The sequence below is a fragment of the Lacrimispora sp. genome (genome assembly GCF_031982545.1).
Lineage (GTDB): Bacteria > Bacillota > Clostridia > Lachnospirales > Lachnospiraceae > Lacrimispora.
The window spans coordinates 299,506-313,591 of record NZ_DALYXB010000002.1 but is presented as its reverse complement, the minus strand read 5'-3'; the positions used below and the strand labels follow the sequence as shown (position 1 = coordinate 313,591).

The window sequence follows — 14,086 nt, the reverse complement described above, 5'->3', positions numbered from 1 at the left end:
AAGCAGGAAACTCCCACAGACTGTCTATCTCATGGACTTTGCGGCATCCTTGAAATCAGCCATCTGGGAGTTAAAGGCGTGGCATTCATTATAGCAAAGATAAAAGTAGCGGTTCATGGGCATGTCCTTTATGGGACGGGCATGGATCACTTCAGACCGGGAAGATCCCTTAACATAGCGGGTGGAGATGACTCCGATGCCAAGGTTGCGGGCAACACCGTCCAGTATGGCAGATCCGCTGTAGGATTCCCATTTAACGCTATAAGGAATATGCCGGGTCTGCATGAGGTTTTCAAAGATAGAGCGTGTTCCGCTGCCAACTTCCCGCAGTATAAATTCACAGTTGTATAAATCTTCAGCTCTGATCACATCCCTTCCGGAAAAAGGATGGTCTATGCTGTAAATCAGCTGCAGCTCGTCTTCCATAATTGGTTCTGTATGAATCTTCTCATTTAATATCACGCCTTCCACTAGTGCGATATCCAGCTCATTGTGAATCAGGCGGTGTTCCAGTATCTTTGTATTTTCTATATATACAGAGCATGAGATGTCCGGATGGCTCTTTTGCAGTCTCTGTATCATGTCACTGATCATGGTATCTCCGATGGTTAAGGTAACTCCCACCCGCAGCGGGCGGAGTACAGCAGAGTTTTTCATGGATTGATTTAATGTTTCGTAACTGTTTAATACATTTAAAGCCCTGTCCCAGAAAAGCTTCCCCATAGGTGTCAGCTCCAGCCGCTTGGGATATCGTTTAAAAAACGTGGTTTCATATTCTTTTTCCAGATCTGCAATAATCTGACTTACGGTAGGCTGGGACACATAGAGCCGTTTGGCCGCTTCACTCATTTTTAATGTTTCCGCCACTGTAATAAATGTTTTCAGTTGTTTTAACGTGGCCATTTTACCATCTCCCATCATCTGGTATAGAAAAAACCAATATCATGCTTTAGATAATACTATTTTACGGTTAAAAAAACAAGTGTTATGATAGTGACAATAACAGAAAACAGGAGTGGTAAAATTATGGAATGTACATTAAAACCAGATGAGATCAAGAGGGTGAAAGCGCTTGGCTTTTTAAATAATAAGGGAACGGATTTATTTAACGGTCGTGTAATTACTGTAAATGGTAAGATTACGGCGGATCAGATTGCTGCAATTGCGGATGCAGCAAGAAAGTATGGCAATGGAGATGTGGTATTTACAGCTCGTTTAAGCATTGAAGTCAGAGGTATTCATTTTAATGACATAGAGGAGTTTCGCAGCCATCTGGCTGAAGCTGGATTAGAGACCGGAGGAACCGGAGCATTGGTGCGTCCTGTTGTATCCTGTAAGGGAACCACCTGTCAGTATGGGCTATATGATACGTTTGCTTTGTCAGAAAAAATACATGAACGGTTTTACAAGGGCTATCATACGGTAAAGCTGCCGCATAAATTCAAGATTGCCACGGGAGGTTGTCCCAATAACTGTGTAAAGCCCAATTTAAATGATATTGGTATTGTGGGACAATTGATTCCGTGTGCGAAGAAAGATCTGTGCCGTGGATGCAGGAAGTGCCAGGTTGAGATTGCATGCCCCATGAAAGCGGCAAAACTTTCAGACGGACTGATTGGCATTGATCCGGAGAAGTGCATCAACTGCGGACGTTGTACCGGTAAATGCCCGTTTGGAGTAACTGAGAAGGGAATACCCGGATTTCGCGTTTATATCGGTGGAAGATGGGGAAAAAAGATAAATCATGGAAAAGCGCTATCAAGGATTTTTAAGAGCGAAGAGGAAGTACTGTCAGTCGTCGAAAAGACCATTCTCCTGTTCCGGGAGCAGGGGCAGGCTGGAGAGCGGTTTGCAGATTCCATTGAACGGATTGGGTTTGAGAACGTTGAATCACAGCTTCTTACCGATGATATTTTAAGCAGAAAGCAGGAAATACTGGATGCAAAGCTGCATCTGGTGGGCGGGGCAACCAGCTAAGCATCCGGTTTCCATGCATTTAGATTTGCGATTTTAACAGCTCCCGACAGTTTGTCAGAATGGGAGCTGTTTTTTCAGCCATGCACCAGCAAGTTGGAACCAGGTCTCAACTTCTGGAGATATCTGGTTTGCAGTGTTGGCTGTTACCTGATTTGCCAGAGCCAGTCCATGCTCTCCTTCCTGGAAAATATGGAGTTCGTAGGGGACATGGTGTCTGGCCATCTCAAGGGCAAATACCAGAGAATTTTCGGAGTAAACCACCCCATCCTCTGAGGTATGCCACAAAAAAGCGGGCGGAGTTTTAGAAGAGACAAAGCGGGAGGGGCTGAAGGTCTGGATCACATTCTCTGTGATCTCTTTCTCCCCGGTCAGAGCCACATTTGCCCGGCTCATAAAATCAAACATCTGTTTTTGTAACTCATCTTGTGCCACTTCGGCCGATTTCTCCTTCATCACCTGATAATCCAGCAGACCATAAGCAAGAATCATTGCGCTTGGCCGGATCTCTTCCGGGCTGGCCGCTTTGGGCGAAAGAAATTCTCCCAGTTCTTTTTCATGCCAGTGTACGCCAAGGCTGGCAGCAAGGTGAGCGCCTGCGGAAAAACCACAGATCCCAATCTTATCAGGATCGATGAGCAGACGTTCGCAATTCTGCCTTAAGTACCGGACCGTCTGAGCCAGTTCCTTTAACGCAGTGTCGGCGACGCCTATTCGGTTTTCCTCTGGATTACCAATTGTATATCTTAAGACAACCGCATGATATCCCATAGATAAAAATTTAAATGCGATCGGTTCTGCTTCCCGGTCAGAGGTGAACAGATAGCCTCCTCCAGGAGCAATTACCATTGCCGGACGTTTTTTACCAGGTAAGAGTTCTTTGGAATCCTCGATCAGGTATGTGGTAAAAAATCCGGCAGTTTCATTAAATTTGTGGGTTTGAATAATCAAGATGACAGCTCCTCTCATTAAAAATATTGTTGTTACCATTGTATCAGATTCCGTTGATAATCACCAGTTTTATGGTCAGAGACACTGAATTATCACAAATCTTTCACAGAATGTAAATAATTATTTAAGCTGTGTTTCAGGTTTGTAATATACAATATTTTCATAATTAAAAGTCAAAAGGTTAGAGGAGGCAGGAAATATGCATTTTAACAGATTTAATAAAACAATGGCTGGAATATTGGTCATGACAATGGTGGTTTCAATGACGTCACAGACAGTAACGATTCATGCTGCAAATACAATACAGGAAACAACTCAGTCATCAGAACCGCCAGCAGGAGGCCCCGGAGGTCAACAGCCGCCGGAAGGAGCTCCAACGGGTCAACCCCCTGAGAATGGTCAGCAGCCGCCGGAAGGGGCTCCTGCCGGTCAGCCACCACAGGGAGAAGAAAAATCAGAGGGCCAGCAGCCCGCTGACATGAATCAGGCCCCTCCTGGAGGAATGGGAGGTGCAGATACGATGACATTTGACTATAAGGGCAGTTATACGGCAGCACTGGTTGCTGACGGGGAAGCGGTTTCCTCAGAGAAAGAAGCCATCACTGCTTCGGATGCAGACCAGAACGCTGCGCTGGTTCAGAACGGAGGAACTTTAACCATTACAAAGGGTACACTACAAAAATCCGGTGATGACACCAATGGAGACAATTGTAATTTTTACGGTTTGAATTCCATTCTACTCGGGGTAAACAGTGATTCGAAGGCATATATATCTGAAAGTTCCTTAAACGCTGACAGTGAAGGCAGCAACGGTATCTTTTCTACCGATCATGCTGTGATCTATGCCAATGACAATCAGATTTCTACTTCTGCCGGCAATTCCAGAGGTCTGGACGCTACCTATGGAGGTACGATTATAGCAAATTTAATGGATATTTCCACCAAGGGAGATCATAGTGCAGCAATCGCTACAGACCGGGGAGGCGGAACCATATCCGTTACCAACAGTACATTATCTACGGAAGGATCCGGTTCTCCTCTTCTTTATTCCACAGGTAATATTGAGGTTGATAACGTTACCGGTTCGTCGGCCTCCAGTCAGATTGCAGGGATGGAAGGGCTTAATACAATCAGGATCTACCATTCCGCTCTTACCAGTACCAATACAGGTAAAACAGCCAGTGATCCGGTTGCAAACGGAATCATTATCTATCAGTCAACATCAGGAGATGCGGAAGCCTCTACTGGTGAAGCGGCAACCTTTGAAGCAGCAGATTCCACATTAAAAAGTGCAGTAAAAAGTGGTTCCATGTTTTATAGTACCAATACAGAAGCCAATATTGTGCTGAGTAATACACAACTGGACTTTGACAGCGATAATGCAGGTCTGCTCACTGTGGAAGGCAATGATTCCAATAACTGGGGAACTGCCGGAAGCAATGGATCAAAAGTGAAATTTACCGGATTAAACCAGACTCTAAACGGAACAATTTCAGTTGATACCATCAGCAGCCTGGAACTATATCTTCTGAAAAATACAACCTACACCGGTTCAACCGTAATTCAGACCAATTCGGTCAATACAAAGGCAACAGAGGCACCTGTCACCGTCAATCTGGACAGTACCTCCAAGTGGGTAGTTATAAAAGACTGTGAAATAAGTAATTTAAACGCCGAAAAAGGCGCTTCAATTATAGATGAAGATGGAAAGACAGTAACCATTGTTGCAAATGGAAAGACGGTGGTAACCGGTACTGGTTCCCGGACTCTGACTGTAACAGGAACTTATACAGAGACAATAACAACAGACACCTGCAATGCTTTAAGTACTTCCTATACAGACAGATCTGAATTTGACAAGTATTATGGAATCTCCACTACATTTGGGGAGAATGGCATTTCAAAGGATAGCAAAGTTGAGACATCAGCGGAAAGCCAGTCTGAAACGCAAAGCGAGGCAGGAAACCAGGAAGAAACGTCTCAAAATAGTCCGGCTGGTATTCTGGCAGTACTCGCATCGGTTTGTGCCATTATTGGCTTCGGTGGCGTTTTTGCTTACAGAAAGAAAAGAAAGTGAAGTATATAGAGGATAGAATGTTAAGCATAGACTTGACATTCTTAAGAGCCTATGTTAATGTGATAAAGTGAAAAAGTAAAAAACCAACAAGCGAAGTTCGTAGGAAAATGACGATTTGTCTGCCGAAGGAGTAACACTCTCAGGCATCCGGAGTACCGGATAAGGACTATGAATGGATGTGGCTCTGGAGAATCTCATGAATGAGTGCCGAAGGTGCAAGGCGCGGGAAACCGCGTTAATCTCTCAGGCAAAAGGACAGAGTTTAAGTTCAAACGTTTAGCGGCAGTGATGCCCTTATTTGTTTGCTTTCAGAGCCAAATCATCCCGTATGGTCTGGCTTTTTTTAGTAAACAAAAAGAGAGGGTCTATCACATGGAACAATTTACACAGCTGGTTGATAAAGTCAGCAGCATTGTCTGGAACAGTATTTTACTGTATCTGCTGGTTGGAACAGGAATTTTATTTACTGTCCGCACCCGGTTTGTACAGGTCAGAAAATTTGGAGAAGGATTTAAGCGGATGTTCGGCAGTTTTAAGCTGAATGGCGAAAATGCCGGCAAAGACGGAATGTCCTCCTTTCAGGCATTAACTACGGCAATTGCAGCCCAGGTGGGTACGGGTAATATTGCAGGCTGTGCGACAGCACTTTATTCCGGAGGACCTGGAGCAATATTCTGGATGTGGCTCAGTGCCTTTTTTGGAATGGCGACCAACTATGGAGAAGCTGTTCTGGCTCAAAAATATAAAACTGTCAATTCCCACGGTGAAGTGACAGGGGGTCCGATTTATTATATCAGAGCCCGTTTTAAAGGAACTGCCGGTAAGGTAATGGCTGTATTTTTCTCTCTGGCAATCATTTTTGCACTGGGGTTTACCGGTAATATGGTTCAGGCTAATTCCATCGGTCTGGCGTTTCACACCGCATTTGGTCTGGATCCCCTGATTGTTGGTATCGTTATTGCTGCAGTTGCGGCATTTACCTTTATGGGAGGAGTAAAACGAATTGCTTCTCTGACTGAAAAACTGGTTCCGGTCATGGCTGCCTTTTATATCATCGGCTGTCTGATTGTACTGGTAATAAATCGCAGTGCACTCCTGCCTGCCTTGGAATCCATTCTGATCGGAGCATTCCGCCCCCAGGCACTTCTTGGCGGTGCAGCCGGAATCGGAGTTCAGAAAGCGATGCGTTATGGTGTTGCCAGAGGGCTTTTTTCCAATGAGGCAGGTATGGGTTCAACGCCTCATGCCCATGCAATGGCAAAGGTAGAGAAACCTCAGGATCAGGGCGTCATGGCGATCATGGCTGTATTTATTGATACCTTTGTAGTTCTTAATCTCACTGCTCTTGTAATCCTCACGTCCGGCAAACTGGCACCGGGGGTAGAGGGAGCGCCTCAGGGAACAGCCCTCGCCCAGGCAGCCTTCAGTCAGGCGTTTGGTTCCTTTGGCAATGCGTTTGTTGCAATCTGTCTCCTGTTTTTCGCATTTTCAACAATCATTGGCTGGTACTTTTTTGGTGAGGTAAATGTGAAAGCACTTTTTGGACCGAAAGCAACCAGGGTATATGCGTTGATCGTTGTACTGTTCCTGGTGCTTGGATCATTTTTAAAGGTTCAGCTTGTCTGGAATTTATCTGACCTTTTTAACGCACTCATGGTATTTCCAAACCTGATCGCACTGTTAGCCTCCTCTGGTATCGTAGCCAGAGCTGCCAGGGGAGAAGATATCATGAAATAATCTACTCTTTGAACCCGGTTAAAAATCCACTGAATTCATGGAAAAGAGATTCTTCTATCTTTTTCATCCATACGGTGATCCCGTCTTCCGACAGAGTTAAAAGGATATGGATGGAACCCACGTATTCTCCCACAACGGAAACAGGGAGGTAAAGAGTTCTGGAATCTGCCCATATAGCTTTCACTGCAATTCTCTGTTTGTAGCCATTTAAGATACTGACAGCAGGTTCTGTAAAAGAAAAAGAGAATGTGTATGTCTTATCCGGTCCGGACAGGGTAAGACTGCCTTCTTTGGAGTCAAGGGAAAGAGCGAGCCTTGTGAATCTCTGTCGGCCGGGCAGAAGACGGTAAACGGCGTTTAAATGAGAGGGGCCGGAAAAGACGGGAAGACAGGGAACCGGGCTTAAAAACTCCTTTAATCCATCCCGAACCAGATCCAGTATTTTCTGTTGTCCTCCTCTGATGTTCTGGGTATCTGCCGTAATGACTAAAACCAGATCCAGTTCCGGATAAAAAAGCACATACTGACTCCCCATACCATACATGGCAAAGCCATTTCGAATCTGCCAGATCTGATAGCCGTATCCCTGTTTTTCATCTATTGTCTGTCCAAAATGAATGGTGGGAACCTGAAAGGAAACGGCATCTCTTAAATAATCTGCAAAAACCCCTGTCCCATGTTTCACTGTATTCATACAAAATCTGCCAATCTTTAATAAATCAAGGGAATAGGCCATCAGGCCGGAGCCTCCCATTTCACTTCCAAAGGGATCTTTTATGATATAAGCATCTTCGGAAAAATCCAGTTCATTCAGACATTTCTCTCTTAAATAATCAAGAACTCCTTTTCCTGTCAGCTTTTTTACAAGTGCTGCCAGCGTATGGGCGGCAGAAGTATCATAGAGAAAGACTTCCCCGCTCTTATGTGAGGGGGGTACCAAAAAGAAGCTTTCCACCCAGTTTTTCTGTCTGTCTATCTTATAGGTGGTTGAAGAGTGGCAGGTCTGCATCATCAGCATTTGCTGTATGGTCATATTCATGAGCCATGGACTTTTCACTTCTGTATCTGAGTATTCCGGAAAATAGCCGGTTATGGGATCTGAAAGAGAAACCAGACCGTCCTCAAGAAGATATCCCACCGCCAGGGCACAGAAGCTTTTGGTTATGGAGAACATGCGGTGAAGATCCTGTTTGGCATAGGGAGCCTGATAGTTTTCCGTAAGAAGATTTCCGCCCTGGTCAGCCAGAAAACTGTGAATGGGAAGACCGCTTTGTTTCATTCGGAACCACAGCTTTTCCACTGCCGCCTTGCTTGATTGTATCTGATTATTTTGCATTTGTTTTATCTCTCATTTCCTTCGGTGATACACCAAAATTCTTTTTAAATGCCCTCCTGAAAGAGGCGGCATTGTTATAACCAAGATATTCATATAGCGTGGAAAGACTGGTATCAGTTGTTGATATGATCTCCTTTGCTTTTGCCATTCTAAGCCGTTCTAAGTAAGTGGAAAAATTCTCGGATACCTCTCTTTTAAAGAGATAGCTGAAATAATTTTCCGAAATACCAAATATATCCGATATTTTTGTCAGGCATAAATCTGGATCATGGTAATTGTTGACGATATAATCCTGTATTTTAATAATCAGCTCGTTGCTTTCTGTTTCTGTTCCGCAGACATCACAAAGCTCTAATGCAATGGTTTTTAAGCTGTCAATACTGATTTCTCCTTCAAACTGTTTATCAATCATATCAAGCAGTTTCAGCCTGTCTTCTAAAAGACCTTCTTCTGTAATGCTATGTCTCTTTTTAAACACAGTGGAACGAATATCCGATAAAAGCCATTTTTGCTGGGTAAAGGAAAGGCTGCGTCTTGATGTATTCTCATCCCGTATCAGCTTAAAAAGCTCCTTTACCTGTTCTTTGTTACCGGTGGAAATAAAACCGCTCAGCTGAATGGACAGACTTTCCGGATAATAATAAACATCATTGGATTTTATAAAATCATAGCGGCTTAAAATATATTTTTCCGTAGTTGTGACGGATTTGGCTTCCTTTGCCTGCTGATAGGATTTCCAGGTATAGGAAATCAGCCCGTTACGTGATCCCAGCCCGCCGCGGATCCAGATTCCATATTTTTGCAGAAGTTCATTATGCATAGAAATAAAGGTATTTCTGCTCTGTTCTAAAACCTGTTCAAAATGTAAAGATTCACCAGACGCAATCAATATGGCAAAAGCCCGGTCTGAAGGCTTGTAAATGTATCCGGTATCCGGATAATACCGGCGGAGGGCTTCTCTCACCAGCATATCATAATTTTCAAAGCATAATTCCAGATCCTTGGTGCAGATATCAGATTCCTCAGAGGGAGAGACTTCCGTATATAAAACGTGGAATTTGGTGTCAGGGCGTTCCAGACCAAGTTCATCTATGATATACTGCATCTCTACGTTATTGGTGATGCTGCCTTCCATGATTCGTCGCATATAGGACTCAGCCACAACCGGTTTTTGCTTTTCCACAAGGAGGTTTAAGGAGCTTGCCAGTGATTCCTTTATGTTTAGTTCATTGGACAGCCTTAAAATCTTTTGATTTCCAAAGGATGAAAAGATTACTGCCAGGATTCCGCCAAGAATTATGGCTGCCAGAGTTACGGTTGTAAAAAAACGCTGATAGGGGGTAATGGAGTAGTAAGCTTCTTCCTCCGGCTGTATCAGGTAGTAATTCCAGTTACTATAGGAAGAAGATACCGTAGTGATCAGCATCTCCTCCCTGTTACTGCCTTGGGTAAAATGTGCGATATTATGCTCAAAGTCCATATTTTTTAAGGTATCGTATTCGATGACAGGACCGCCTCCAGAGAGAAGAAACGTCTGATTGCCATTTTTATCGTATGCAACCAGATATCCGTTATGATAAAAATTAATATTTGAAAAAAACTTCATAATTTTTTCGTGTTCAAACTGGTAGCAGATCACGGAACTGCTGTGATTGGCCACCTGAGAGGCAGATGTCAGAGGATATAGGTACAAAAAGTTTTTTGACGAGGTACCAAGCTGTTCAAAAGGAATGAATTTGTTCCAGTAAGAAGGATCTACCAGTATTTTTGATAACTGGGCAGGATCGATTGGATACTTTGTATTATTCCAGATGAAGAAATCGAAATCCGAAAAAAGAATGGGAGAGATGGCGTAGCTGGATTTCTCTATATAAATGAAGGAGTTGTTAATTGGCAGCAGAAATTCTACCGGTGTAATGGATTTAAGACTTTGCTGGGTCTTATAACCAAGATAATAAAACGAAGAATCCCCCCTGTTTACTTTGTTGATCAGGTTATTAAACAGGCTGTTGGTGGTAATCTGCTTCACGGCGGCATTGGTAAGCTCCATTGTATTATCAAGCTGTGTAACAGAGGCAGACAGACTGAGACGGTTCTGCTGATAAATACCGTTCTTTACCTGACTGTAGGAAAGAGAGTAAAGTATTACACCGATCAGCAGAATGATTGCCAGGATCAGCGTATAGGACAGCATCAGCTGATTTTTATAGGATATATTTTTATTGTGTTTTAATGTAAGTTTGCGATTTTTCATATGCACCGTTCCTTTTTTCATATGAAAATTATAGTATGAAACGGTACTAAAATCAATCAGATCCCCTCTTTATATGAAGATCTGTACATAGAACGTAAAATATGTACTCAAAACCAATTCCTGTCACTTCTTATATAACTATGTCGTAAGGGGGAAGGGCTGATACGGATGATATAAAATATGCATAATAAATGACTGGGAAAACAGACTGTTTAGCTAAAAATGAACAACGATAGTAAATAATGCGCGTTGATATTGTGTGTATGAGATGCTATGATGGCAATGCAAAAAGGTGCGCACCACCGATAACAAAAACAATTATATTGGGAGGTTCTAAATGAGAGTTAAAAAAATGCTTGCAGCTGGTATGGCTGTTACCATGGCTGCTTCAGTGGCTTTAAGCGGATGTTCCTCTTCTGCCAAATCTGGGGCAGATGTAACGAATGCCGGCGCGAATACGGAGAGCAGCTCTTCAACAGGAGAGAGTAAAGCGGAGAATGAAATTAAAAAACCGGAGAAGATTACCATTATGGTAAATGCAACGGTTATGACAAAACAAAATAACAGAGATGCATTTGAAAAAAAATGGGAAGAACTGACCGGAATTGATTTAGAAATTATACAGCCGGATCATGACGCTTACTTTGATGTTCTGGGTCAGACGTTTGCTTCAGGTCCAGAGAACTGGCCGGATGCGATTATCCTTGCAGGCAGCTTCTATACCGGATATGCGGAGGAAGGTGCACTCTGGGATATGACACAGGCATGGGAGAATTCAGAGCTTAAGTCATCCGGACGTTTTACAGGGGATGATGTTGTAGACAATATGAAGATTGACGGTAAGCTTTACGGATTCCCGGTTACCAGAGGAAACGGCTGTGTTACATATGTAAAGAAGAAATGGCTGGATAACTGCGGACTGACTGCACCTACAACTTATGATGAATATTTAAACATGCTGAAGGCATTTACAGAGGGTGATCCGGACGGCAACGGAGTAAATGGAGATACCTATGGTTTATCAGCTGCCGGATTCATCGGAACAGAAGAGCCATGGACCAATTATCTGCCAGAATTTTATCAGGACGCATATCCTTCCTTTGCCAAGGGGGAAGACGGTGTCTGGTATGATGGATTTACCAAGGATAACTTTAAGGAAGCGCTGCAGCGTATGAGAGATGCTTATGCAGCAGGCTATATTGATAAAGAAACCTTAACAAATGGAACAAAAGACTGCCGTAATAAGTTTTACGAGGATAAATTCGGCGTATTTACTTACTGGGCAGGCACCTGGGCAAGCAACTTAAAGAACAACCTGGAATCAAACGGTCATGACAGTGAACTCATTCCATTAAAACCGATTAAAGAGGTTGGTACTTATGTGGAAAGAACGGCTCCCGTCTGGGCAATTACTTCTTCCTGTGAAAATCCGGAAGGCGTATTTAAATACCTGATCGAATCCATGTTAGATGGCGGTGAGATGGAAATGCTCTGGACCTACGGAGTGGAGGATGTTCACTGGTCAAAGAAAGCGGAAACAGTTCTTGACAAAGCCTATAATGAGGGTGAATTCCATTTAAAAGAGAGTCTTGAAAATCCCGGAACACAGTACACAAAACAGCATCTTGATCCAATGCTTGCCATCGCAACCTGGGAAGGGGATCCTGGAAAGGCTGCAGTAAAAGATGAGGCAAAAAATGCCCAGACTGTATTTAATGAAAACTGCCGTCAGGCAACCATCACTCCTTCTACCGAAGAAATGGCTACCTACAACGGAGATTTAATGACACTGAAGAAATCCATTATTGCAGATGTTGTCGTACAGGGTACTTCCATAGACGAAGCATTCAAGCGTTTCGAAAGCGATGGCGGTGTAAAATGGTCACAGACAATCGTGGATTCACTTAACAAGAAAGAATCTGCAAAATAGAATTAGAAAGGTTTCCTATGAATAAAAAGATGAAAGGGCCTGCAGCGTATGCTGCAGGCGAAAATAAACGGCCGTTGCTTGTTTCACTCCGATATTACAGGGGATTTTATGTGATGTTTCTTCCTGTTCTGATTTTTGCACTGGTGTTTCATTATCTTCCCATGCTGGGCATCAGATATGCCTTTTATTCCTATAAAGGAATTAAAGAACCCGTATTTATCGGTCTGGCACATTTTGAAAAGATGATGAATATGCCGGGCTTCTGGAGTGCATTTGGGAATACCATTGTTTTAAGTATTGTGAAGCTTCTGCTGAATACCATTATGGCCGTTGTGCTTTCTCTTATGCTCAATGAGCTTCGGTCTGCGACCTTTAAAAAGATCACACAGACGATTGTGTATCTGCCGCATTTCATGTCATGGGTAGTTACTGCATCCGTTTTTTCCCTGATTCTGTCTCCTACCGGGGCCGGTCTTCTAAATGCCGTACTGATCAGGCTTGGAATTCTGAATGAGGGAATCTATTATCTTGGAAGTCAGAACTGGTGGCGGCCGATGTATTATGTGATTAACGTCTGGAAGGATACAGGCTGGGGAACGATTATCTTCATGGCTACACTTTCCGGAATTAATCCGGAGCTTTATGAGGCAGCTTCCATGGATGGAGCAGGACGGTTAAACCGGCTTCGTTACATAACCATGCCGGCACTTAACAATACCATTATTACAGTCCTGATTTTAAATCTTGCCAAGGTAATGAATCTGTTTGAATCTGTATTCGTTATGCAAAATGATGCGGTTCGCCAGCAGGCAGATGTACTTCAGACTTATATTTACACACAGACATTTAATTCCGGCGCTCTGCCTGATTACGGCTATACAACAGCGGTAGGTCTGATTTCCTCGCTGGTGGGCTGTTTCCTTGTGCTTATCTGCAACAAGACCAGCTATAAAGTTCGTGGAAGAGGAATTGTGTAGGGAGGAGAAAACATGAAAAAGAAAGCAACCGCATTTGACTATATGCTGGTGATCATATTTGTACTTATAAGTCTTATCATGATTATCCCGATCTACAAGGTTCTCATTGATTCCTTTGATTTAAAGACGGCTTATGGTATGAAACTGTTTCCGGAAAAATTTGGTTTTGCAGGTTATGTCTCTGTATTTACCAATCCGACTTTATATAAGCCGTTTCTGGTTTCCATATTTACAACCATAGTGGGGACGATTACCGGACTGACTGTGGCAACACTGGGCGCTTATGTACTGATTCAGTGGAAGATGCCGGGAAGAACGCTGTTTGCGAATATTATGCTGTTTACCATGATTTTTAACGGAGGCATGATTCCCACCTATCTGGTAATGAAATCATTTCATCTGACTAATACCCTATTTGTGGTAATTCTTCTTCCGGCTATCAATGTTTATAATATGGTACTTATGAGAAATTTCTTTGAGGGTATTCCGGCCAGCTTATTTGAATCAGCAGAAATTGACGGCTGCCCTCCCATGGGAATATTTATAAAAATTGTCCTTCCATTATCAAAAGCTGCACTGACTGCAATTGGTCTGATGTACGCCGTATCTTACTGGAACGATTATACCAATTATAAACTTTATATCACAAATGATAATTTATATAATTTCCAAATGAAGTTAAGATCTGTTATAATGGGAAGTGATTTGCCCCAGGCAATCGGCGGTGCAACTGAAAACACAGTAAAGAACGCAGCTGTTATTGTGGCAATCCTCCCCTTCATGATCATATATCCATTCTGCCAGAAGTATTTTATTCAGGGTGTTAATATTGGTGCCGTAAAGGAGTAAC

General features: G+C 43.1%; 10 protein-coding genes and 1 riboswitch. Of the genes, 6 read left to right on the top strand and 4 right to left on the bottom strand.

Annotated elements, in window-relative coordinates; genetic code table 11:
* Positions 1 to 24: 24 nt before the first annotated feature.
* Positions 25 to 903, bottom strand: a complete 879-nt coding sequence (locus tag ABS301_RS04945) for a LysR family transcriptional regulator (RefSeq protein ID WP_349671157.1) — start codon at positions 901 to 903, stop codon at positions 25 to 27.
* Between the two features lie 123 nt (positions 904 to 1,026).
* Here ABS301_RS04945 and ABS301_RS04940 point away from each other — a divergent pair, with 123 nt between their 5' ends.
* A complete protein-coding gene (locus ABS301_RS04940; RefSeq protein WP_349671156.1) occupies positions 1,027 to 1,977 on the top strand; it encodes a ferredoxin-like domain-containing protein in 951 nt (316 codons plus the stop codon).
* 54 nt (positions 1,978 to 2,031) lie between these two features.
* On the opposite strand, the gene ABS301_RS04935 is transcribed toward ABS301_RS04940, so the two are convergent.
* A complete protein-coding gene (locus ABS301_RS04935) occupies positions 2,032 to 2,925 on the bottom strand; it encodes an alpha/beta hydrolase (protein WP_349671155.1) in 894 nt (297 codons plus the stop codon).
* 199 nt (positions 2,926 to 3,124) lie between these two features.
* Here ABS301_RS04935 and ABS301_RS04930 point away from each other — a divergent pair, with 199 nt between their 5' ends.
* Entirely contained in the window at positions 3,125 to 5,002 is a 1,878-nt protein-coding gene (locus ABS301_RS04930; protein ID WP_349671154.1) for a proline-rich domain-containing protein, read from the top strand.
* 174 nt (positions 5,003 to 5,176) lie between these two features.
* A riboswitch (glycine riboswitch) is annotated at positions 5,177 to 5,271 on the top strand.
* A 103-nt stretch (positions 5,272 to 5,374) separates the two neighbouring features.
* A complete protein-coding gene (locus tag ABS301_RS04925; protein ID WP_349671153.1) occupies positions 5,375 to 6,739 on the top strand; it encodes an alanine/glycine:cation symporter family protein in 1,365 nt (454 codons plus the stop codon).
* 1 nt (position 6,740) lies between these two features.
* Here the strand turns inward: ABS301_RS04925 and ABS301_RS04920 are convergent, their stop codons facing one another.
* Together ABS301_RS04920 and ABS301_RS04915 are read right to left on the bottom strand one after the other, a co-directional pair.
* The gene (locus ABS301_RS04920; RefSeq protein ID WP_349671152.1) at positions 6,741 to 8,075 is read right to left on the bottom strand and encodes a serine hydrolase domain-containing protein; all 1,335 of its coding nucleotides are present in this window, start codon (positions 8,073 to 8,075) and stop codon (positions 6,741 to 6,743) included.
* A complete protein-coding gene (locus ABS301_RS04915) occupies positions 8,065 to 10,329 on the bottom strand; it encodes a helix-turn-helix domain-containing protein (protein ID WP_349671151.1) in 2,265 nt (754 codons plus the stop codon). Before ABS301_RS04915 ends, ABS301_RS04920 begins: the two co-directional genes overlap by 11 nt.
* 337 nt (positions 10,330 to 10,666) lie before the next feature.
* Here ABS301_RS04915 and ABS301_RS04910 point away from each other — a divergent pair, with 337 nt between their 5' ends.
* Genes ABS301_RS04910 through ABS301_RS04900 form a run of 3 tightly spaced genes read left to right on the top strand, consistent with a single transcriptional unit; the run spans position 10,667 to position 14,085 of the window.
* On the top strand, positions 10,667 to 12,259 hold the full coding sequence (locus ABS301_RS04910) for an extracellular solute-binding protein (protein WP_349671150.1): 1,593 nt from the start codon (positions 10,667 to 10,669) through the stop codon (positions 12,257 to 12,259).
* Positions 12,260 to 12,276: 17 nt separating this feature from the next.
* Positions 12,277 to 13,236 (top strand): ABC transporter permease, encoded by a 960-nt coding sequence (locus ABS301_RS04905; RefSeq protein WP_349671149.1) that lies wholly within the window; start codon positions 12,277 to 12,279, stop codon positions 13,234 to 13,236.
* Positions 13,237 to 13,248: 12 nt separating this feature from the next.
* Positions 13,249 to 14,085: a carbohydrate ABC transporter permease gene (locus ABS301_RS04900; protein ID WP_349671148.1), complete on the top strand. Its 837-nt coding sequence runs from the start codon at positions 13,249 to 13,251 to the stop codon at positions 14,083 to 14,085.
* Position 14,086 lies beyond the last annotated feature (1 nt).